This window comes from Paraburkholderia translucens, from assembly GCF_020881035.1.
Lineage (GTDB): Bacteria > Pseudomonadota > Gammaproteobacteria > Burkholderiales > Burkholderiaceae > Paraburkholderia > Paraburkholderia translucens.
In genome coordinates, this window is sequence record NZ_JAJITC010000022.1 from 29,870 (window position 1) to 52,488 (window position 22,619).

The window sequence follows — 22,619 nt, forward strand, 5'->3', positions numbered from 1 at the left end:
ACGAAACAAACGCGTTCCTAACGAATCACACAACAATGACAACAAGAGATTTCGAGCAAGCTTCGCCGCCGGTGGCATTGGGTCCGTCATGGTATGCCGAATTGAGCCCTGGCGGAAAGCGGGCGTTCATCGCGTCATTCGCCGGGTGGGTGACCGATGCGTTCGACTTCATGGTGTTCAGCTTCGTTCTGGCTTCGCTGATTGAGTTGTGGCACCTGGATCGCGGCAAGGCAGGACTGCTGGGCACGGTGACGCTGCTTTTTTCTTCGCTCGGCGGGTGGATCGCCGGCATGCTGGCGGACCGGTACGGACGGGTCAAAGTATTGCAGGGGACGATCCTGTGGTTTTCGTTCTTTACGCTTGCGATCGGTTTCGCACAGAATTTCGAGCAGATCTTCGTGCTGCGAGCATTGCAGGGGCTTGGTTTCGGTGGCGAATGGGCCGTCGGTGCCGTGTTGGTCGGCGAGATCGTGACACCGGCGCATCGCGGCAAGGTCGTTGGGCTGGTACAAAGCGGGTGGGCTATTGGATGGGGTGCCGCAGCCATTCTCTACAGTATCGCGTTTTCCGTTCTCCCCGAGTCCATGGCCTGGCGCAGTCTGTTCTGGATAAGCTTCCTGCCTGCATCGCTCGTGCTGTACATACGCAAGTACGTGCCGGAGCCCGAAGTCTTCGCGGCCACCAACGCAACCAGAACGCAAGATGCCAAACCGTCCCCGGTCTGGGCTATTTTCTCGCCGCCGCTGTTGCGAAGAACCGTGCTGGCCGCTCTGCTGTGCACGGGCATACAGGGAGGCTTCTACGCAATGTCCATCTGGCTACCCACCCTCTTGAAGTTCGAACGCCATCTGTCCGTGCTCGACACAGGCGCCTATCTTCTCGTGATCATCGTGGGGTCGTTCTGCGGATACCTGACTGGCGCGTACCTGTCCGACTATCTGGGCCGGCGGCGCAACTTCATCCTGTTTTCGATACTGTCGCTCGTCTCGGTTTGCCTGTACCTGACTCTCCCGCTTTCCAATACCGAAATGCTTTGGCTCGGATTCCCGCTCGGGTTCTCGTCGTGCGGAATTTTCAGCGGGATCGGCGCATATTTGGCTGAGCTGTACCCATCGGAATTGCGTGCGAATGGGCAAGGCTTTACTTATAACTTTGGCCGCGGGATAGGCGCGCTATTTCCGGCGCTTGTTGGCGTGCTCGGCCATTCCACAAGCATCTCGGTCGGAATCGCGATTTTTTCGGGTACGGCGTATGGCCTGGTCCTTCTAACGGTGTTGCTTTTGCCAGAGACCAAAGGCGCCACGCTTTAGCTGTTTTTCCGCAAATCGGGCCATGCGCCGCGGCGCCGCCGGCGCCATGCACACGCGCTCACTTTCGCATGCACGCCGCCGATTTCCGGTTCGTTGCCGCGGGCAACGGATGGGTCGGCGGGGGTGGTTTCGTATCACACTGTATCTGCGGTACGGCAAAACAAAAAACGTTACACGCAAGCGGTATCCGCGAAACACGTCAGATACATTGCGGGATTCAAATGTCCGGCACGCAGCGCGCACATGCTCGATGCACGCTCGTTGCGCCAACACCAGGCGGTCCATCGCGGCTTGCACGTTCTAGCCGTGTGACCGGTTAAATCTAATTTCAATCCTGTCAGGACATGGTCATGATCCGATCGATTAAGAAGTCATTCAGCGCCGCCCTGCTGCTCAGCGGTCTGTTCGCAGTACAGGTTTCCGATGCGGCAAGCACCGAATCCCTCAAGGGAACGAACGTCGTGCTGGTGCACGGCGCGTTCGCCGACGGCTCTAGTTGGGACAAGGTGATTCCGCTGCTCGAAGCGCGCGGGCTCCATGTCGTCGCGGTGCAGAATCCGCTCAGCTCGCTCGCCGACGACGTCGCCGCAACAAAGCGCGCGATCGATCAGCAGAGCGGTCCGGTCGTTCTCGTCGGTCATTCATGGGGCGGCGTCGTCATCAGCGAGGCCGGCAATGACGACAAGGTGAAGAGCCTCGTCTATGTTGCCGCGTTCGCACCCGACAACGGCCAGTCGATCGAAGACATGACCAGGGGCAAGGCGGCCCCCGCGTGGGTGAGCGAACTGCACACCGACGCCGGCGGCTACCTGACGCTCTCGACGAAGGCAGTACTTGAAGACTTCGCGCAGGACCTGCCGGTGCCGCAACGTCGGCTGATTGCGGAAACACAAGGGCCGTGGGCGTCCGGCTGCATCGGCGCGAAAATCACGCAGGCGGCGTGGCACGACAAGCCGTCGTGGTTCGTGGTCGCGCGTCAGGATCACATGATCGACCCGGACCTCCAGCAGACGATGGCGAATAACATTGGCGCGCACGTCACGCGGGTCGATGCGAGCCACGTGACGATGGTCAGTCAGCCGAAGGCCGTGGCCGACGCGATCATTGCCGCTGCACAAGCCGCGCACCGGGAATAACGGGGCACGCAGTGATATCCCGGCGGTGATCGAACGGTGGGTCGGCAGCGCGTGACGTTCGCGCTGCCTCACGCCGCCGGCGAACGGTATCATCCATTCGTATGCCCGCATCCCATCTGCGTATGCAACGAATGGACCAGCGCGACGGCTTCTGCTACGTTTACAGCCGGGTCGCCGGAAGGCCGACCCTTACCGTGGACACCTGGACGCCGCGATGCGCGATACCCCTTCTTCCAGCACGACCGCTTCATCCGATCGCTTCGAAGCCCGTGTCGTCTATGTCGTCGACGACGACGAACTCGTACGTGGTGCGGTCGTCGGCTTGCTGCGCTCGGTCGGCCTCACAGTGCATGCATTCAGCTCGACCGACCAATTCCTTGCGGCGCCGCGTAGCGAAGGCCCTTCGTGCCTCGTGCTCGACGTGCGCTTGCGCGGCGAGAGTGGCCTCGCGTTCCAGAAATCTCTGACCGAAACCGGCAAGCCCCACATGCCGATCATATTCATGACGGGTCATGGCGACATCGCGATGACCGTCAAGGCGATGAAAGCCGGCGCGATGGATTTCCTCGCGAAGCCGTTTCGCGACCAGGATATGGTGGACGCGGTAATCGCGGCTCTCGACAACGATGCGAAACGCCTTGAAGCTGCCCGCTCCCTGGACGGTCTGCAGACCTGCTGGGAATCACTGACGCCACGCGAGCGCGAGGTCCTGCAACACGTCGCCGCGGGTCTGATGAACAAGCAGATCGCGGATCGGATGAGCATCGCGGAAATCACCGCCAAGATTCATCGCGGACAGGCGATGCGGAAAATGAATACGCGCTCGGTCGCCGACCTGGTGCGCAAGATGGAAGCGCTCGGCGTAGGTCACAAGGCGAACTGAGCGCACTGTCGCCGAAGGGTGGGCCGAGGCCAGCCGGGCTCCATACCTACATATGATGGCGATCGCGATTACCGGCGGTATGCTGAAACATCGGGTGACGGTGGGATGGGCCCACGAGTTGATCCGGTCGCAAGCAGGAACTCCCTTGTCGCCTTCAGCTAATGAACTCGTGTCGATCGTCGACGACGATCCTCTCGTTCGAACCGCCACGAGCAGTCTCGTGCGTTCGCTCGGATGGGATGCCCGCGAATTCTCGTGCGCCGAGGATTTTCTTGCGTCGAACGAACGGATGCAAACGCACTGCCTCCTGTGTGACGTTCGAATGCCGGGAATGAACGGCATGGAACTGCTGGAGCGGCTCGAAGCCGAAGGTCTGCGCATCCCCACCCTCCTCATCACCGCATTCGCCACCGCGCGCATTCTCGAGCGTGCGCGCGCGAGCACCGCGCTGCGCCTGCTCGAAAAGCCGATCGACGCCGTCGAACTGGAAACGTGGATCGTTCGCGCGCTGAACCAGCGCTGAAGGTGTGCCAACGGCTGCATGCGAAAGTCAAACCTTCGTAGGGGCCGCGCGCCCGTTGATGTGATAGTGCAGACCCCGCGTCGCATGATTTCATTTCAGTGCCGCTCCACCTCGCGGCGACAGGAGATGAAGATGACTTTGAACCCGGGATTCTTGCTTGACGTGTTGCTGGGATCGTTCGTGAGATCAGTGCGATCCGACCTGGTCACGAAAAAACAGCTGCGTGGACTTGCCGCGCGGATAGGCCCCAAAGGCGAGCTGTATCGCGGCTCGATCGCGGCTGGCATCCTGCTCGTCGCAATCAGTCAGCCCATAGGGTGGAGCGCGTTGCTCATGCTGCCCAGCCTTTCCGACGATCCGCCGCTTGTGCTCGTCTGCCTCGTGGCAATGGGCCTTGCCCTCCTGTCGCTCGCTCAATCGATGAATGCCTTCGAGCAGCGATCGAGCATCGACCGTCTCGCGGCGGCAATCGCGCAGCGCGGCCCGCAACGCGCTCACGAGGCGCTTGCCATGGCCGGCTCGCCCGCGATCGTCCGGCTGATCCAGTCGATCAACCATTCGCAGCGGCACAACGCCGAACGTGCGGCTGAACTGCTCGACATGCTTGCCGCCTACGCGCACGACCAGCGCACGCCGCTTACGCGCATCGCGCTTCGCTGCGAGCAGATCGGCGACCGGGCGTTGCGCGAAGCGATCGAGCTCGATCTTGAGGAAGTGACCGAGCTGGTCGACGCGAGCATCGCCTGTGCGCGGATGCAGTGCAGCGCCACCGAACGCCTGCGCTGTATCGATGCAGACGGACTGATCAGCACGCTGATCGACAACTACAAGGACGCGGGAAGCGCCGTTGTGCTCGAAGGCCACGTCGGCTGCCCGATCGTCGCCTGCCCGCACGCGCTGCGACGCGTGCTCGTCAACCTGATCGATAACGCATTGCGCTATGGCAGCGACGTCCGTCTTTGCGTGCGGGTCGAAGCCCGGCAGCTGATTCTCGCGGTGCGGGACTCGGGCCCGGGCATCGAACTCGCCGAAATGGAGGCCGTCTTCGCACCGTGGTATCGGGCGCCGCAGACGGCTTTGCGCGCACCGGGGTCCGGCCTCGGGCTCGCGACCGCCCGTCGGCTGACCCTGGCGATGCGCGGCAAGCTGGAACTGGAAAACCGCAGCAGCGGCGGACTCGAGGCAAGACTGACGCTGCCGTTGACCACGGAGAACGACCGTTGATTCAAGTACTGCTGTCCGCGAATGTACTGCATGCGCGGACAGTCTCGTCAGTCACAACGCTACCCAAGGACCTGCAATGCAGATCATCGACAAGATTTATATCGACGGCGAGTTCGTCACGCCGCACGGCGACGAACTGTTTGATCTCTTCAACCCTGCGACCGAACAGGTGATCGGCCGCGTGCGCCTCGCCGATGCGCAGGACGCGCGGGACGCGATTGCTGCAGCGAAGCGCGCGTTTCCCGCGTTTTCGCGCACGGACAAGCGCGAGCGCATCGACATGCTGAAGCGTATGCATGAGGCCGTCGTCGCGAAAGAGGACGAGCTTTACGAAGCGATCACGGAAGAATATGGCGCGCCCGTGTCGCGTGGCCGGTGGATGGCTCGGCATGCGAGCAATGTGCTTCTCGAAGCCACGAAGGTGCTAAAGGACTATGCGTTCACGCGCCGGGCGGGCACCGCGGAAGTCGTGATGCAGCCGCTCGGCGTCGCCGGTCTGATCACGCCGTGGAATAGCGATGCCGGTTTCATTTGCGGAAAACTGGCAGCCGCGCTAGCCGCGGGCTGCACGGCGGTTGTCAAGCCGAGCGAAATGAGTGCGATCCAGACCCACATCGTCACGGAAGCGTTGCATGAAGCAGGCTTGCCGGCGGGCGTATTCAATATCGTGACGGGGCGCGGCGACACGGCCGGCGCGCAGATCAGCTCGCACCCCGACGTGGCCAAACTGTCGTTCACCGGCTCCACGGCGGTCGGCAAATCCATTCTGCGCACCGGCGCGGAAACCTTGAAGCGCGTGACACTGGAACTCGGCGGCAAGTCGCCGGTGATCGTGCTCGACGATGCCGATTTCGATCACGCAGTGCCGCTTGCGATTCAGGCCGGTTTCATGAACAGCGGTCAGGCATGCATCGCTGGCACGCGCATTCTCGTGCCCGGGCAACGGCTCGCGGAATTCGAGAGGCGCGTGCGGGAAGAGGTGGCGCGCACCCAGGCGGGCGATCCGCGCGATCCGCGAACGAGCGTCGGCCCGATGGTCAGCGAGAACCAGTGGGAGCGCGTGCAGCGCTATATCCGCATCGGCATCGACGAAGGAGCGCGTTTGATCGCGGGCGGCGAAGGCCGGCCGGAGGGCATCGACGCAGGATGGTTTGTCCGCCCCACGGTCTTCAGCGACGTGACGAACGACATGACGATCGCGCGCGAAGAGATTTTCGGCCCGGTCCTGTCGATCATCTCGTACCGCGATATTGACGAGGCTATCGCCATCGCCAATGACACGAACTACGGCTTGCAGGCGTACGTGTTCTCCGAGGATGAGAGGCGTGCACGCTGGGTCGCGGCGCACATCGAAGCGGGGCGCGTACTCATCAATACACTGGCACACGAACCGGCCGCACCGTTCGGCGGCTTCAAGCAATCGGGCATCGGGCGCGAGTACGGCACGTTTGGACTGGAGGCGTTTCTCGAGCCGAAGGCCGTAGTTGCGGCATTCTGATAGCGAAACTCAGGCATTCGCCGGTGCACCTGTGCGGGTTGGCCAAGCAGGAGCGCCAACCCGAGGAAGAGCTTGAGGACGGGTCGACTCGTCGGTAGACGGCTACCGCTTGCCAACTCCCATTTTTCTCCGCTTATACTCACTGTCGCCTGAGCGGCGAACGCCTAGGCCCCACGCTGCACGCCGACAAAATGCCACGACACCGGTCGACAACACGGCACGCGATTCACGTTTCGCAACCGCAATTCTTACACTACAGGTGGGGTCTCTTATGCTAAATCGTTCTTTTCGCGCTGTGATTTCATCGTTGCTCGTGACCGGCGCGGCCGTTGCGCCGGCCATCGCGCATTCAGACGACGGCTTCGCGCAGGACGACGGCGCCTCGCATGGCCGTGCGGTCAAGGTGATGATCATTTCGATGTTCGGCCCGGAAGGTCAGGTATGGCTCGATCATCTCGGACCGTGGCAGGACATCACCGTCGCGGGCCTGTCTCCTGACTACCCGGCCGTGCACTGCAATCGCCAGGACGTCTGCGTGATGACGACGGGCATGGGGCACGCGAACGCCGCCGCGTCGATCATGGCGCTGACGTTCTCGCCACGTTTCGACTTGCGTCATACCTACTTCATGGTGGCGGGCATCGCGGGTATCGATCCGCTTCAGGGGACCGTCGGTTCCGCTGCCTGGGCGAAATGGCTCGTCGACTTCGGCATTCAGTGGGAAATCGACGGACGCGAAATTCCGCCGGGCTGGAACACCGGCTATCTCGGCATCAACACGACGAGCCCGACGCAGAAGCCACCGCTCGACTACCGCACCGAAGTGTTCCAGCTCAATCCGGCGCTCGCGAACGCGGCGTTCGCGCTATCACGCAACGTGACGCTGACCGACGACGCCCAGGCGCAGGCTGCACGCGCGAAATACAACTATGCGCCCGCGAACCGTCCGCCGACCGTGATCCAATGCGACACCCTGGCGGGCGATACCTGGTGGTCGGGCACCGACCTTGGAGAGCGCGCGCGGCAATGGACGAAGATCCTGACCGACGGCAAGGGCACCTATTGCACGACGCAGCAGGAAGACAACGCCACCTTCGAGGCGCTGACGCGCGCGGCGACCGTGCATCGCGTCGACCTGAACCGTGTTGCGGTGCTGCGTGCCGGCTCGGACTTCGACCGCCCGTACGCGGGCCAATCGAGCGCCGACAATCTGCTCAACTACGCTTCGCAGGGCGGCTTCGCGATCGCGATCGACAATCTGTTTCTGACGGGCAACCCGCTCGTACAGGACATCGTCACGCATTGGGGCGAGTGGCGCGGCGGCGTACCCCAGCGGTAGCGCATTTGCGGCGTGGTGAAGCGTACCGCGTTCGCATCGCCGAATTACGATCCGCACACGTCTTGCCCCTTGCGTCCGCGAATGAGAGAAAGAGCAGCTTCATCCCCGGCTGTGAGCAGTGTTGCGCCCGCGAGCTTCTCCTTGCAAACGGCTTCAACGAGGCTCCGACCTCGATTCTCCACGAGCCACCGGATGGACCACACCCGCATGGTCTGATCCGCGGACGCGGTCACCACCTGTCGACCGTCCGGGCTGAAGACGGCGGACCAAACCGGCCCGTCATGTCCGGTAAGCTGCGCGATCATCCGTCCGGTGGCCGTGTCCCACACCCGCGCGGTTTTGTCGTCGGATGCGGTCACGACCCGCCGGCCGTCCGGGCTGAAGGCGGCGGACCTGACCGGCCCGCCATGCCCGGTCAGATTCGCGATCATCTGTCCGGTCGCCGCGTCCCAGACCCGCGCGGTTTTGTCATCGGAGGCGGTCACCACGCGTCGGCCATCCGGGCTGAAGGCCGTGGAATTTACCGTCCCCTGATGCCCGCTGAGCTGCGCGATCTGTTTGCCCGTGGACACGTCCCACACCCGCGCGTCCCCATCACGGGACGCAGTCACCATCCGATGGCCGTCCGGGCTGAAGGCGGTGGTGACAACCGCCCCCTGATACTCGCTGAGCGGCAAGACCTGGTTGCCCGCCGCTGCGTCCCACGCGCGCGCGGTCCGATCCACGGACACGGTCACCACCCGGCGGCCGTCCGGACTGAAGCCGGCGGAGTTCACCGGCGCCTGATGTCCGGCGAGTTGCGTTATCACCTGGCCGCTCGTTATGTCCCACACCCGCGCGGTTTTGTCATCGGATGCGGTCACGACCCGCCGGCCGTCGGGGCTGAAGACGGCGGAGCTCACCGGTCCCTGATGCCCGGTAAGCTGCGCGATCATCTGGCCGGCGACCGCATCCCACACCCGCGCGGTACCGTCCGCGGACGCGGTCGCCACCCGCCGGCCGTCCCGGCTGAAGGTAGCGGAATAGACCAGATCCTGATGCCCGCTGAGCAGCACAATCTTTCTGCCCGTCACCGCGTCCCACACCCGTGCGGTCTTGTCCGCGGACGCGGTTACCACCCGCTTACCATCCGGGCTGAAGACGGCGGAGCTAACCGGCCCGTGATGCCCGATGAGCTGCGCGATCACCTTGCCGGTCGACGCATCCCACACCCGCGCGGTCCTGTCCGCGGACGCGGTCACCACCCGCTGACCATCTGGACCGACGGCGGCGGAGAAAACCGGTCGCTGATGCCCGGTGAGCTGTGCGATCACCTTGCCGGTCGACGCGTCCCACACCCGCGCGGTCCTGTCCGCGGACGCGGTCACCACGCGCTGGCCGTCCGGACTGAAGACGGCGGAATAAACCAGGTCCTGATGTCCGCTGAGCTTTACGAGCTGTCTGCCTGTCGCCGCGTCCCACACCCGCGCGGTTCCGTCCCGCGATGCGGTCACCACCCGCTCGCCGCCCGGACTGAAGGTCGCCGAATAAACCCACCCCTGATGCCCGCTGAGCAGCGCGATCTGTTTGCCCGTCTGCACGTCCCACACCCGCCCGGTTCCGTCCCAGGATGCGGTCACCACGCGCTGGCCGTCCGGGCTGAAGACGGCGGAATCGACCGCATCCTGATGCCCGCTGAGCAGCGTGGTTTGCATCGATGCATACGCGCCACGCATCAGCTCCAGCTCTGCCTCTACCGATCCGGGCGAAAGCCAGCCCTTGCCCATCGCCAGCACGGCGAAACGCATCCCGCGATCATGGTTCCCCGCGTCGTTTGCGGTTCTCGCGGCCGAAGCCAATACAAGGGAAGTCTGGCGTGCGGCCGTCCGAGTGTGCTGGATGATCCACCCACCCGTCACGATCACAATGACCGCGACCACACCCAGGAGTACCTGGATGCATCGCTGCGCCCGCCCTGTCCGTAACGTACTCATGTTTCTCAACGTGGCTGACCGACGTGACTAGCTGCGCTCGGAAAGCTGCGCGGACACGATCGATTCCGGTGATCCGCGCCCGCCAATGGCCATGACGAGCGACCTCCGACGTTCAGGACGGGACCTTACTATAATCAAGAGGCACGCGCCGCTCGACAGGTAGCTGCCGACCTTGGTGTGTCCGTCGTACCTGCGCGCGGAGCATTTTTGCATGGAGGTACCCCATGGCTACCTACGTCATCCTCAGCCGTCTCTCCCCTGACGCGTTCAAGGATCCCAGGGAACTCAAACTGATTGCCGCCACCGTAGCGGAAAAAATCAAAACTGAATGCCCAGCCGTGACCTGGAAACAAAGCTATCTGACACTCGGACGATTCGACGTCGTGGACATTGTCGAGACGAACGATCTGAAACAGCTTGAGCTAGCGGCGCTGATCATCCGGGGTTATGGGCATGCCGCCACCGAGACGATGCACGCGACAGTGTGGAACGATTTCATCGGCGCGCTATAGCGGTTGGACTCCTAACCCATCCGCCGCGCGAGCCACATCGCTGCCGCCGCGTTGATGCCGGTCGAGCCACCGACGAAGCGTCCCTCTTCCTGAAGCAAGTGGTAGACCATGTTCACGCACGCCGGATCGTCGATTAGAACGGCTTCGTCGATTGGCGTACCCTCCAGGTTGGCGGTCACGCGCGACGAGCCGAGACCCTCCGTGATCGAGCTGCCTTCGACGCATACCTCGCCCGTCTTCACGAAGTTGTACAAGCCGCTGCCTTCCGGATCGCCCAGCACGATCTTGACGCCGGAGTTCCTTTCGTTGAAGAGACATCGTATGGGAGGGACGCCGCCAGCGCGTCGCTCCCGGCGATGATCTTCGACGCGATGCTAGAACAGGTGTTTGACGCCGACCATGACGCCGGTCTGGCCCACACCAGCGGCAGGCGTGGTTCCGCCGCCGCCCCCGCTCACCGAATAGCGCGCCTTCGTGCTGTTGGCGAGATACGCAGCCTGTGCATAGACCGATGAACGCTTGCTGAGGAGATAGGTCGTGCGCAGCGTGCCCATCGTGGCGCGCGTGTCGTGGTCGCTATTGATGATGCGGAACACTTCGCCATCGAGCAGGAACGCGGGCGTGACCATGTACGAAACCCCCATGAAGAAGAGGTTCGAACGGACGTTGGGCACCGCGGGCGAATCGGTGACCACGCGGCGTCCGATCCAGCCCGCGCCGAGCTTCGCGCCGCCGTACTGTGCGTAGGCGCTGAGCTGCGTGCGCGCGTCCTTGTCGGCTGCGTTGATGAGCGGCGTCGGCGCCACGCCGTCGAAGAAGTTGGCCGCTGCCGTCGCGCCGCCGCGCTGCTCCTCGTACGAGGCCGCGGCGCCGAAGTATTGCGAGTCGTACTTGAGCATCACGGACCAGTCGCGGCATTCCGTGGGGTGGCCGGGCACCGAGCCCGCGCACGTGCCTTGCCCCGGCGAGTTGCCGGTGCCCGCGGCATCGCGTCCGAATGAGTAGCCCGCGCCGAGTGTGAAGCCCTTGTAGGAACCAAGGTATGTGACGGAGTTGTCCGCGCGCGCGTTGGGCACGTAGGCATCGAGCGAACCCATGCCGTAGATGTCGGGTCCGATGATGTCCGCGCCCAGAACCGCGAGATAGGTCATCGTGTATTGGCGACCAAACGCGAGCGTTCCATAGGGGCTCTTGATGCCGACGAAGGCCTGCCGTCCGAAGAGCCGTCCACCCTGACCGGAACTGCCGTCGCGCAAGTTGAAGCCGCTTTCGAGCGTGAACACCGCGCTGTAGCCACCGCCGAGGTCTTCGTTGCCGCGCAGCCCCCAGCGCGACGGGAATTCACCGGTCACGGCGGGCATCCGGAACACGTGGTCGCCCTTCGCATTGGCGTGCGAAACAAATTCGATGCCGGTGTCCACGATACCGTACAGCGTCACACTCGATTGCGCGAAGGCTCCAGTGCTCAACGCGCACAGCGCGCCGCACATGAGGACGTGAGTCGACTTCAATTGCATGTTGTTGTCTCCAAACCTTGTTGTGTGCTTTTATTGAACTGCGAACGTGATTCTTCAGAATGGTGAGCTCAGTCCATCGCGCGCGGCCTCCGCAGCAGCATCAATGCCGGTCAGGACGCGAACCAGCACCAGCATGTCGAAGCTGCTGACGAGCGCGGTGGCGATCGAGAGAATGCCGAATATGGCGGCGCAGAGGATCAGCACCCGCTTGCGCCCGATGCGATCGGCGAGCCGGCCGCCGACCATCGCGCCCGGCAGGAGTCCGAACGTACCGGCGCTGAAAGCGAGTCCCATCTGTGACACGGTGAGGCCGAATTCGCGCGCCATACGAGGCGCGGCAACGCCGACCGACTGCAGGTCCATCCCCTCGAGCAGGGCAACCGCGAAACAAAGGGCTAAAGTCGTGGCGATACCGCTACCCGCGATGGGTCGCGTTGCCGCGTCGTCTCCTGATAGTGCCGTTCTGGTCGATCTCATGGTTGTCGCCTGATGGTCTATTTAGTTTTCGAAGTCACCGCGGGGTCCATTGTGCGTATCAGGAAACCTGATAACATGGGCAAAATAAAGCGCGTTGCTGAAAACGCGCCTGCCCCGGTGACAGCCCGAATTTAATATCAGGCGTCCTGATAGCGCAAGCTGATTGTATTTGGTGGATACCCCAGGTGGTGGTGTCTTAAACGGTCATTCCATACAGGGACGCGATCTCTGGCAGGTCATGGGTGGTTTAGCGTTGCGGTACCATTGCGCGTTCCACCGACAGCCTTCAACCGACGCAATGAACGACAAGGTCTCCACAAAAACAACGTCTGTCGGCGCGGCTCGCGCATCCGTCAGGGGGCGCAAGGCCGCTGCGCCCCGGCTGACCTACCTGATCGGCCGTCTCGAGCGGCTCCTGCGCCGCGAACTGTCGGCCGCGCTCGCTCCGCTTGGCCTCACGCTTTCGCAGTTCACCGCGCTATCCGTGCTGGACAGGCGCGGCGAAGCGTCGAACGCCCAGCTTGCCGAGGGTTCGTTCATCACGCCGCAATCGGCCAACGAGGTGATCAGCGTCATGGTGTCGCGCAACTGGATCAGCCGCGAGCCGGACCCGAATCACGGACGCATCGTCGTGCTGCGGCTCACCGGCGAAGGGCGCGATGTGATGCGCCAGGGCATGAAAGCGGTGCAGGCTGTCGAGGAACGAATGCTGAACGGCATGGACGCGCAGAGCGCGAGCGCCGCGCGCGTGAACCTCGAACTTTTCGTGCGCAATCTGCGGCAAAGCTGAACGCGCTTACGCCACCCGTTGCGGTTTGAGCAGGCGGATAGCATTTCCTCGAGCACAGATGGCAAATGCTAGAATTCGCCCCTATGTCCTACTGGCGCAAACTCTTTCTTGTCGTGCTGCTGGCACTGAGCCTTCCGGTTCAGTCGTTTGCGGTCGTCTCGATGGTTTGTGCCGCCTCGGAATCGGTCGATGCCGAACCGGCCGTCCATCATCACCATCAATCCGGGCCGGTCAACGAACACGCTGTCGTGGCCGATGATCACGACCGCCAGGGCCAGCAGCATCACGGCGGCCACCATGTTCACGAATGTTTGACCTGCGCGTCCTGCTGTGTTGGTGCAGTGCCGCCGGTTGTGCCTGCTTCATTCGCTACGGCTGACCTGCCTCAATTCCCCGTCCCATTGCCCCCGGCTGCCAGTGTCGTGTCGTTCACGACAGGCGGCATTGAACGGCCTCCCCGGTCGGTTCTCGTCTGATCCTCCCACGCGTAGCCATTCGCTACGACCAGCAGGTTTTTCTGGAGTCCGTCACGGTCTCCGGATGATTCACGACGAGAACCATTCATGCGAACTATTTCTGCGGCGCTTTTCAGCGCAGCCGCGGCGTTGCCGTTGCTCGCGCATGCCGCGACAGTGGCCGACCCCACGGATGCGGGGGCGTCGGTGCCGGTCGCCTCGGTGCCATCCGCGTTCGACGGCTACAGGTCCTACCAGGATCGGCAAGCCCCCAGTTGGCAACAATTGAATCGCGCCGTTACCCCGAGTCGCGGCACGGCGGGGATGGGGCACGCTCAGCAGCCAGGCGAGACCTCCAACGGGACCCGCGCTCACGAACACGGGGGCGAGACGCGATGATCCAATACCTCGCGCAACACCGCGCGACGGGCATTATCGTTGCGATGGTGTTGCTGGCTGGCTGCACGACCTTTTCGAAGGACGGTGGATTCAACGCCGTATCGACGGCCGCGTCTGAGCGCCTCGGCAAAGATGCGGTCCATGTGAAAACCGACGCGGATCGCAATGCGGCCTTCAGGCGGACGCAGGAACTGCTGTCGAAGCCGCTCGGCATGGACGACGCCGTCCAGCTCGCCCTGCTCAACAACCGAGGGCTCCAGGCGTCATACGGCGAACTCGGCATATCCGAAGCCGACCTCGTCCAGGCAGGCCGTCTGCCCAATCCGGGCTTCACCTTCAGCCGGACACACTGGAGCGATGGCTTCGGCATCAGCCGGACATTTTCGATGGGTGTGCTCGGGGTGCTCACGCTGCCCGTCGCGACTCGCATCGAGAGCCGCCGGTTCGAACAGACGAAGCTCGAGACCGCCAACGCGATGCTCTCGGTGGCCGCCGACGCCCGCAAGGCCTACGTGAACGCGGTGGCTGCGCAACAGGCGGCTTCGTATGCGGCGCAGGTCAGGGACTCCGCCGAGGCCGGTGCGGAACTCGCGTTGCGCATGCGCGAGGCGGGCAATTTCAGCAAGCTCGACTATGCGCGCGAGCAGGCCTTTTACGCGGAGTCGGTCGCGCAGTTGGCAAGGGTCCGGCAGCGTTCGGTCATGGCGCGGGAAAAGCTCACGCGCACGATGGGCCTATGGGGTTCAGCGACCCGGTACGAGCTGCCGGAGCGACTGCCTGACCTGCCAGAAGACAGGCCGCAACTCAACGACCTCGAAAGCTTCGCGATGCAAAACCGCCTCGACATCCAGGCGGCGAAGCTCAGAACACAAAGCGTTGCGACCTCTCTGGGGCTCACCAGGGCAACCCGGTTCATCAATGCGCTGGACGTTGGCTATCTCGACAACTTCGAGACCGACAAGGGTCATGAGCATGGCTACGAAATCAGTGTCGAGATTCCCCTTTTCGACTGGGGAAGCGCCAAGGTCGCACGTGCCGAAGCCATCTATATGCAGTCGGCGAACCGGCTCGCGCAGACGGCGATCGACGCCCGCTCCGAAGTACGTGAGTCGTACTCCGCCTACGTGACGAGCTACGACGTCGCCAGGCACTATCGGGACGAGGTCGTGCCCGTACGCAAGACCATTTCGGATGAAGTGCTGCTGCGCTACAACGGCATGCTCGCCAGCGTATTCGAGCTGCTTGCCGATTCGCGCGAGCAGATCGCCGCGGTCAACGGCTACATCGATGCGCTGAAGGACTACTGGCTTGCGCAGACGGACCTGCAACAGTCGCTTGGCGGCCGGCTGCCGCCGCTTGCGATGTCGCAGACGCAGGACATACCGCGCGGCGGCGCAACGCCGGCTCCCGCGACGCAACCGGCGTCGCCCACGAATTCAGAAGGTCAATGAAGATGGTTTCACGTCGAAGTTTTCTCGGCGGTTCGGGCGCCGCGCTCCTTGGCGCTGCATTGGTCAGCAAGGCTGGCGCAGCGTCGCTTCCCGAAGCGCCAAGCATGGATAAGACCAGCACCCAGGCGCCGCTCGTCCCGCCCAACGGTCGCCCCTATACACCCGTGGCGACACTCAATGGCTGGACGCTGCCATGGCGCATGAAGAACGGCTGGAAGGAGTTCCATCTGATTGCCGAGCCTGTGGTCCGTGAATTGGCGCCCGGCATGAAGGCGAACCTGTGGGGCTACAACGGCCAGGCGCCTGGCCCGACCATCGAAGCCGTCGAAGGCGACAAGGTCCGCATCTTCGTGACCAACAGGTTGCCGGAACACACCACGGTTCACTGGCACGGGATGCTCGTGCCGTCCGGCATGGACGGCGTGGGCGGGCTGACGCAACCGCACATCCCGCCGGGCAAGACGTTCGTCTATGAGTTCGAGCTCGAGAAGCACGGCACTTTCATGTATCACCCGCATGCCGACGAGATGGTGCAGATGGCGATGGGGATGATGGGCACGTTCATCGTGCACCCGAAGGACCCTGGCGTCATGCCTGTCGACCGCGACTTCGTGTTTCTGATGTCCGCGTATGACATCGACCCGGGCAGCTTCACGCCGCGCGTCAACGAAATGACGGACTTCAACATGTGGACCTGGAACGCCCGGGTCTTTCCGGGCATCGACCCGCTGCCTGTACGAGCCGGAGACCGCGTACGCATCCGCTTCGGCAATCTGACGATGACCAATCACCCCATTCATCTGCACGGGTACAGCTTCGAGGTCGCAGGGACCGACGGCGGATGGATTCCTCCCTCCGCACGCTGGCCGGAAGTGACCGCCGATGTCGCAGTCGGTCAGATGCGGGCCATCGAGTTCACCGCCAACCGGCCCGGCGACTGGGCCTTTCACTGCCACAAGTCGCACCACACGATGAATGCGATGGGGCATCAGGTGCCGAATCTGATTGGCGTGCCGCAAAAAGACCTCGCGAAGCGCATCAACAAGCTCGTGCCGGACTACATGGCAATGGGCAGCGCTGGCGGCTCGATGGGCGATATGGAAATGCCGCTACCGGACAACACACTCCCAATGATGACGGGGACCGGTCCGTTCGGCGCGCTGGAAATGGGCGGCATGTTCAGCGTCGTGAAGGTGCGTGAGGGACTCGGCCGCAACGACTACCGCGACCCGGGCTGGTTCAAGCATCCGAAGGGAACCGTCGCGTACGAATACACCGGCGAACTGCCCGATAGCTGATTCCTGCTGGAGCCGGGGTTTTCGCCCGGCCAGATATCTGTGACTTTTACTGTGGAGCAAACCTGATGAAGAACATAGTGATTTCGATTGTGATGGGTTGCGCCGTGGCCGTTTCAGCGACCGCCTTCGCGGCCGGCGATACGGGCAACATGAATATGGCGGGAGGCGCGCAACAGGGCGCAGACGCGAAGAACACCATGTCACATGGCGAGGTGAAGAAAGTGGATACCGCCGCCGGGAAGCTGACCATCAAGCACGGTCCGCTCGAGAACCTCGGCATGGACGCGATGACGATGGTGTTCAAGGTCAAGGACCCGGCCATGTTGTCCCAGGTGAAGGTCGGCGACAGGATCGACTTCGTCGCGGAAGAGGTCAATGGCGCACTGACGGTCACAAAACTACAGAAGCAATGAGTGTTCAATGGGGCGCCAGCGATACGGCAAGCGAAACGCCCCAATTCAGTCCAAGGAGACAACAGTCATGAATACACGTTCACCACGATTGTCTCCAGCGCAATCGCGTTCTGGATTGATTGCGCGCCGATGAGCGAATCGACGGTCGGGGAGGCAGGTGCCGTCGCCCGTTCGATGCCGGTGGAAACCGGTTTTGGCCACGCATGGTCAGCGCACCACGATCGCGCCTATCCCGATGGCCGCCGATTGCGGGATTGCACCGACCGGGTAAGCCCGAATATTACTCACATATTACGATTTCTATACTGCCTCACCGACAATGAGCGTCAGGTTTCCTTAGACGTCCGCTCGGCGTATTGGGGCCGGTCAAGGTTCCATGCATAAAAGACATGCTACGGAGACAGTTATGGGAATTCGCTTGAAAAGCGTAGTGAGTGCGCTCGCGCTGTGTGCCCTCGTTGATGTCAGCCTCGCCGCCGAGCCGATAAAGATCGGCGTGGACGGACCTTTCACCGGTGGCTCGTCTTCGATGGGCGTCAGCATGCGTGACGGCGTGCGGCTCGCGACCGCCGAAATCAATAAAGCCGGCGGCGTGCTGGGCCGTCAGATCGTGCTGGTGGAGCGCGACGACGAAGCGAAAAACGAACGCGGCGTGCAGATCGCGCAAGAGCTGATCAACAAGGAAAAAGTCTCCGCGGTGGTGGGCTACATCAATACGGGCGTGGCACTCGCGTCGCAACGCTTCTTCCAGGATGCGAAGATCCCTGTCTTCAACAATGTCGCGACCGGCAGCGTCGTGACGAAGCAGTTCACCGACCAACCGGACAATTACGTATTCCGCAACGCCGCGGCCGACCGCATTCAGGCACCGATGATCGTCGAGGAAGCCGTCAGCAAGCGAGGCTTCAAGAAGGTTGCGATTCTCGCCGACTCGACCAACTACGGCCAGCTCGGCCGCGAAGACCTTGAAAAAGCGCTTGCCGCGAAAGGCGTGAAACCGGTCGCCGAAGAGAAATTCAATATCAAGGACGTGGACATGACCGCACAGTTGCTCAAGGCCAAGGAGGCCGGCGCTGAAGCGGTGCTCACTTACGGCATTGGGCCGGAACTCGCTCAGATCGCCAACGGCATGGCAAAGCTCGGCTGGAAGGTGCCGTTGATCGGCAGCTGGACTCTGTCGATGGCGAACTACATCGACAACGCCAGCACCAACGGCGAAGGCGCGCGCATGCCGCAGACATTCATTCAGGAACCCAATACACCGAAGCGCAAGGCTTTCATCGACGCCTACCTGAATGAATTCAAGCCGAAGAACAACCGCATCGACTCACCGGTGTCTGCCGCGCAAGGGTACGACTCGGTCTATCTGCTGGCCGCGGCGATCAACCAGGCCGGTTCGACCGACGGCGCAAAGGTGCGCGCCGCGCTTGAAAACCTCAACACCAAGGTTGATGGCGTCGTAATGGTGTACGACAAGCCCTTTACCCACGACGACCATGAAGCGATCAGCCCGAACGTGCCGGTGCTCGGCGAGGTCAAGGGCGGTCGCGTGATCTATGCCTACGAGGCGGATCGGAAGGGCGGCAGCCAGTTGCGCACCAAGCAGGCGTCTTCCAACTAGGCGCTAGCGGCGCGGCCCCGGCGCACATTCGCGCGCCGGAACTGGACAAACGCACGGCAGGCACAATGCGCCGGTGCGAATGCAACCTCTGCGCAAGAAAAACAGTACTCTCCAAAGCCGCACCCGGCCTCCGGCGGGCGCGGCTTTGCTTCATGGACGGCGGCACCCCAAGGCGTTCGACGATGCTCATTCTTCTGCAGCTTCTCTATAGTGGCATTGCGCTCGGCATGATCTACGCCGTGATCGCATTCGGTTACCAACTCACTTTCGCCACCTCTGGCACGCTCAACTTCGGCCAGGGCGATGCGCTGATGCTCGGCGCGCTGGTCGGCCTGACGCTGGTATCGCTCGGCGTCAACTACTGGCTGATGATCCCGCTCGTATGCATTTTCGGTCTGGTACAAGGCGCATTGGTCGAACGGATCGGGGTGCGTCCGGCAATCAGGATCAAGTCCGAGTTCGGCTGGATCATGTCGACCATCGCGCTCGGAATCATCTTCAAGAACGTCGCTGAAAACGTGTGGGGCCGCGACGATCTGCGCTTTCCGTCACCGCTGCCGGAAGCGCCGCTGAAGGTGCTTGGCGCGAACGTGCTGCCGATGGAGTTGCTGGTGGTTGCCGGTGCGCTACTGATGATGCTCGCTGTCGAATTTTTCAACCGCAAGACCATCTTCGGCAAGGCGGTAGTGGCCACCGCCAACGACCGCGACGCCGCGGCGCTGATGGGCATCAACACGGGCCTCGTGATCACGTTCTCGTATGCGCTGTCGTCGCTGACTGCCGCGTTCGCCGGTGTGCTGATCGCCCCGCTCACGCTGACTGGCGCGACGATGGGCGCGGTGCTCGGTCTCAAGGCGTTCGCGGTGGCGATCATTGGCGGATTGACTAGCGGCATGGGCATCCTTGTTGGCGGTGTGATTCTCGGCATCGCGGAAACCACGACCGGCTTCTACATCTCCACCGGTTACAAGGACGTGCCGGGGCTCGTGCTGCTCCTGATCGTGCTCGCAATGAAACCCGCCGGCCTTTTCGGCAAGACCTCGATCAAGAAAGTGTGAGGACGCCATGACACTGAAAAAACCCATCGCGTCGACACTCGCACTTTCCGCGCTTGCGATATTCCCGGTGGTCTCGGGCAATCCGTACTACATCCACCTCTTCGAGACCATCATGATCTATGCGATCCTGCTGTTCGGTCTCGACATCGTGGTGGGCTACACCGGCCAGGTCAGCCTGGGACATGCCGGGCTCTTCGGGGTCGGCGCTTACACGGCGGGTGTGCTTTTCGTCAAGCTCGGCATGCCGATCTTCGTCACCGCGCCGCTCGCCATTCTCACCACGGCCGGCTTCGGCGCGATCCTCGCCCTGCCCGCGCTGCGCGTGTCCGGCCCTTACCTTGCGATGGTGACGCTCGCGTTCGGCACGATCCTGCAGATCCTCATCAATGAGATGGATTTCCTGACCAACGGGCCGATGGGATTGAAAATTCAAAAGCCGTCGCTCGGGGCGCGGCCGATGAACGAAGTGGAATACTACTGGCTGGTCGCGGTGCTGCTCGTGGTGTCGCTGATCGTGGTGCACCGCGTCCTGAAGTCGCACCTCGGGCGGGCCTTCGAGGCACTACGTGACAGTCCGATCGCGTCGGACTGCATGGGCGTGTCGGTGTACCGCTACAAGGTCTACGCGTTCGTCATCAGCGCGGGCTTTGCCGGTCTCGCGGGCTGCCTCTACTCGTATTCCGAGCAGTACATTTCGCCGAATACCTACAATTTCGAGCTAACTATCCTGTTCCTGCTCGCGGTCATCATGGGCGGCCGCAAGACACGCAGCGGCGCGCTGCTTGGTTCGGCGATCATCGTGCTTCTGCCGAAGCTCCTCGATGACATCGATATGTTTCGCGCCGTCGCGTCGGGCCTGGCTGCCGTGATCGTATTCGGCGCAGGTATCGCGCTGGCGCGCAAGGTGTCGACACCCCGCAAGGTCGCGATCCCTGTACTGGGCACAGTGGGCCTCGCCGCGTTCTCGTACCGCATCGACACTCTCGCTGATTGGCGTTTAACGATCTTCGGTCTGATGATCCTGCTCGTGGTCTACTACCTGCAGGACGGTGTCGTCGGTTTCGCTCGCAAAACTCTTATGCAACGCCGGGTACGCCCGGTCACGGTCGACAGCAGCCACGTTCCGACGATCGGCGGCGACGCTATTGCGGCCGTACACGCGCAAGGCACTGAGGAAATCCTGCAATTGCGCGGCATCCTGATGCAATTCAGCGGCCTGAAGGCCCTGAACCATGTCGACCTGAGCGTGAGGCGCGGCACGATCCACGGACTGATCGGCCCGAACGGCTCAGGCAAGAGCACCATGATGAACGTGCTGACCGGCATCTACGCGCCGACTTCAGGGACGCTTAACTACGGCGGCACATCGCTCGCGGGAAAGACGTCAGCGCAAATCGCGCTGGCGGGCATCGCGCGCACCTTCCAGAACGTGCAACTGTTCGGCGAGATGACGGCGCTCGAAAATGTGCTGGTCGGGTTGCATCACACGTTCCGCGCCAATCTCGCGGATGTCGGACTGATGTCGCCGCGTTACCGGCGTGAGGAGCGCGCCGCCCGCGACCGCGCCATCGGCATGCTGCGGTTTGTCGGGCTACAAGACGTTGCTGGCGAAGAAGCGCGCAACCTGCCCTACGGTAAGCAGCGGCTGCTTGAAATCGCGCGGGCGCTCGCCCTCGATCCACAGGTGCTGCTACTCGACGAGCCAGCCGCCGGCCTCACTGCGCCGGACATCAAGGAACTGGTCGCGATCATCCGCAAGATCCGCGATCAGGGCATCACCGTCGTACTGATCGAACATCATATGGACGTCGTGATGAGCGTTTGCGACCGGGTGTCGGTGCTCGACTTTGGGCAGAAGATCGCGGAAGGCAATCCGTCCGACATCCAATCAAACGAAAAGGTGATCGAGGCTTATCTCGGCGGCGAGACTACCGGGCAAGCGGCCTGAGCCGCCCGACCGACTTTGGGACCCACGAGACTCACAGGAATAGACATGCTATCGGTCAAGAATCTGCATGCTGGATACGGCAAGGTGAAGGTGTTGCACGGCATCTCGATCGACGTCCCGAAGGGCTCCGTCGTGACGCTGATCGGCTCGAACGGCGCAGGCAAAACCACTACGATGCGCGCGATTTCCGGCATGATCCGGCCGAGCTCCGGCGAGATCACCATGGGCGTGGGCGCGAGCGCGAAGCGTATCGATGCGCTCGACTCGCACCGCATCGCGCGACTTGGGCTCGCCCACTCGCCAGAGGGACGGCGCGTGTTCGCGACGATGACCGTAACGGACAACCTCATTTTGGGCGCCTTTGCGCGCCTGACCTGGGCGCGGCCGCGAGGTGATGTCAACGCCGATCTCGAACGCGCGATCGAGCTTTTTCCGCGTCTGAAGGAGCGGCGCAATCAACTCGCCGGCACGCTCTCTGGCGGCGAGCAACAAATGCTCGCGATGGCGCGGGCGGTCATGCTGAACCCGGAGGTCGTGCTGCTTGACGAACCGTCGATGGGGCTCGCCCCGATCATCGTCGAGGAGGTGTTTCGCATCATCCGGAATCTTAAGGACCAGGGCGTGACGATGCTGCTCGTCGAGCAATTCGCGGCGGCGGCTCTCGACGTGGCCGACTACGGCTACGTACTGGAAAACGGCCGGATTGCAGCGCATGGGCCGGCGCCGCAATTGCGCAACGACCCGTCGGTGAAGGCAGCCTATCTGGGCATGAGTCATTGAGGCCACGGACGGCC

At 62.7% G+C, this 22,619-nt stretch carries 20 protein-coding genes and 2 pseudogenes; 18 read left to right on the forward strand and 4 right to left on the reverse strand.

The window, feature by feature from the left end:
* Positions 1-35 precede the first annotated feature (35 nt).
* From LJ655_RS27745 to LJ655_RS27775, 7 genes are all read left to right on the forward strand, one after another.
* Entirely contained in the window at positions 36-1,310 is a 1,275-nt protein-coding gene (locus LJ655_RS27745; protein ID WP_230564369.1) for an MFS transporter, read from the forward strand.
* 350 nt (positions 1,311-1,660) lie between these two features.
* On the forward strand, positions 1,661-2,446 hold the full coding sequence (locus tag LJ655_RS27750) for an alpha/beta fold hydrolase (RefSeq protein ID WP_230564370.1): 786 nt from the start codon (positions 1,661-1,663) through the stop codon (positions 2,444-2,446).
* A gap of 214 nt (positions 2,447-2,660) precedes the next feature.
* The gene (locus tag LJ655_RS27755) at positions 2,661-3,329 is read left to right on the forward strand and encodes a response regulator transcription factor (RefSeq protein ID WP_230564371.1); all 669 of its coding nucleotides are present in this window, start codon (positions 2,661-2,663) and stop codon (positions 3,327-3,329) included.
* Positions 3,330-3,474: 145 nt separating this feature from the next.
* Complete coding sequence (locus LJ655_RS27760) at positions 3,475-3,852, forward strand: response regulator transcription factor (protein ID WP_230564372.1); 378 nt, start codon at positions 3,475-3,477, stop codon at positions 3,850-3,852.
* Between the two features lie 132 nt (positions 3,853-3,984).
* Positions 3,985-5,076, forward strand: a complete 1,092-nt coding sequence (locus LJ655_RS27765) for a sensor histidine kinase (RefSeq protein WP_230564373.1) — start codon at positions 3,985-3,987, stop codon at positions 5,074-5,076.
* A 76-nt stretch (positions 5,077-5,152) separates the two neighbouring features.
* A complete protein-coding gene (locus tag LJ655_RS27770; RefSeq protein WP_230564374.1) occupies positions 5,153-6,574 on the forward strand; it encodes an aldehyde dehydrogenase family protein in 1,422 nt (473 codons plus the stop codon).
* A gap of 271 nt (positions 6,575-6,845) precedes the next feature.
* The gene (locus LJ655_RS27775) at positions 6,846-7,913 is read left to right on the forward strand and encodes a purine-nucleoside phosphorylase (protein WP_230564375.1); all 1,068 of its coding nucleotides are present in this window, start codon (positions 6,846-6,848) and stop codon (positions 7,911-7,913) included.
* A gap of 44 nt (positions 7,914-7,957) precedes the next feature.
* Here the strand turns inward: LJ655_RS27775 and LJ655_RS27780 are convergent, their stop codons facing one another.
* Positions 7,958-9,700 (reverse strand): WD40 repeat domain-containing protein, encoded by a 1,743-nt coding sequence (locus tag LJ655_RS27780; protein ID WP_230564376.1) that lies wholly within the window; start codon positions 9,698-9,700, stop codon positions 7,958-7,960.
* 410 nt (positions 9,701-10,110) lie between these two features.
* Between LJ655_RS27780 and LJ655_RS27785 the strand changes: the two genes are divergently transcribed.
* Positions 10,111-10,398 carry a GYD domain-containing protein gene (locus LJ655_RS27785; RefSeq protein ID WP_230564377.1) on the forward strand — a complete coding sequence of 96 codons (288 nt, stop codon included), beginning with the start codon at positions 10,111-10,113 and terminating at the stop codon, positions 10,396-10,398.
* A 14-nt stretch (positions 10,399-10,412) separates the two neighbouring features.
* On the opposite strand, the pseudogene LJ655_RS27790 reads toward LJ655_RS27785, so the two are convergent.
* The 3 genes and pseudogenes from LJ655_RS27790 to LJ655_RS27800 all read right to left on the reverse strand — a co-directional run.
* A pseudogene (locus LJ655_RS27790) lies at positions 10,413-10,688 on the reverse strand (cysteine synthase A); the annotation flags it as partial.
* An 84-nt stretch (positions 10,689-10,772) separates the two neighbouring features.
* Positions 10,773-11,915 (reverse strand): porin, encoded by a 1,143-nt coding sequence (locus LJ655_RS27795; RefSeq protein ID WP_230564378.1) that lies wholly within the window; start codon positions 11,913-11,915, stop codon positions 10,773-10,775.
* Positions 11,916-12,017: 102 nt separating this feature from the next.
* Positions 12,018-12,392 (reverse strand): annotated as a pseudogene (locus LJ655_RS27800) (MFS transporter); the annotation flags it as partial.
* 298 nt (positions 12,393-12,690) lie between these two features.
* Here LJ655_RS27800 and LJ655_RS27805 point away from each other — a divergent pair.
* The 10 genes from LJ655_RS27805 (at position 12,691) to LJ655_RS27850 (ending at position 22,605) form a co-directional block, all read left to right on the forward strand.
* Positions 12,691-13,182 carry a MarR family winged helix-turn-helix transcriptional regulator gene (locus tag LJ655_RS27805; protein WP_230564379.1) on the forward strand — a complete coding sequence of 164 codons (492 nt, stop codon included), beginning with the start codon at positions 12,691-12,693 and terminating at the stop codon, positions 13,180-13,182.
* Positions 13,183-13,343: 161 nt separating this feature from the next.
* Positions 13,344-13,658 carry a hypothetical protein gene (locus LJ655_RS27810; protein ID WP_329959743.1) on the forward strand — a complete coding sequence of 105 codons (315 nt, stop codon included), beginning with the start codon at positions 13,344-13,346 and terminating at the stop codon, positions 13,656-13,658.
* Between the two features lie 87 nt (positions 13,659-13,745).
* Positions 13,746-14,036, forward strand: coding sequence for a hypothetical protein (locus LJ655_RS27815; protein WP_230564381.1), 291 nt, complete (start codon positions 13,746-13,748; stop codon positions 14,034-14,036).
* Positions 14,033-15,487 carry a TolC family protein gene (locus LJ655_RS27820; RefSeq protein WP_230564382.1) on the forward strand — a complete coding sequence of 485 codons (1,455 nt, stop codon included), beginning with the start codon at positions 14,033-14,035 and terminating at the stop codon, positions 15,485-15,487. Before LJ655_RS27815 ends, LJ655_RS27820 begins: the two co-directional genes overlap by 4 nt.
* Complete coding sequence (locus LJ655_RS27825) at positions 15,484-16,785, forward strand: copper oxidase (protein WP_230564383.1); 1,302 nt, start codon at positions 15,484-15,486, stop codon at positions 16,783-16,785. Before LJ655_RS27820 ends, LJ655_RS27825 begins: the two co-directional genes overlap by 4 nt.
* 65 nt (positions 16,786-16,850) lie before the next feature.
* Positions 16,851-17,198: a copper-binding protein gene (locus tag LJ655_RS27830; protein ID WP_230564384.1), complete on the forward strand. Its 348-nt coding sequence runs from the start codon at positions 16,851-16,853 to the stop codon at positions 17,196-17,198.
* A gap of 406 nt (positions 17,199-17,604) precedes the next feature.
* A complete protein-coding gene (locus LJ655_RS27835) occupies positions 17,605-18,819 on the forward strand; it encodes an ABC transporter substrate-binding protein (RefSeq protein ID WP_230564385.1) in 1,215 nt (404 codons plus the stop codon).
* A 182-nt stretch (positions 18,820-19,001) separates the two neighbouring features.
* Positions 19,002-19,877 (forward strand): branched-chain amino acid ABC transporter permease, encoded by an 876-nt coding sequence (locus tag LJ655_RS27840; RefSeq protein ID WP_230564386.1) that lies wholly within the window; start codon positions 19,002-19,004, stop codon positions 19,875-19,877.
* A 7-nt stretch (positions 19,878-19,884) separates the two neighbouring features.
* Positions 19,885-21,825 (forward strand): branched-chain amino acid ABC transporter ATP-binding protein/permease, encoded by a 1,941-nt coding sequence (locus LJ655_RS27845; protein WP_230564387.1) that lies wholly within the window; start codon positions 19,885-19,887, stop codon positions 21,823-21,825.
* A gap of 45 nt (positions 21,826-21,870) precedes the next feature.
* Positions 21,871-22,605, forward strand: coding sequence for an ABC transporter ATP-binding protein (locus LJ655_RS27850; RefSeq protein WP_230564388.1), 735 nt, complete (start codon positions 21,871-21,873; stop codon positions 22,603-22,605).
* Positions 22,606-22,619: the final 14 nt, after the last annotated feature.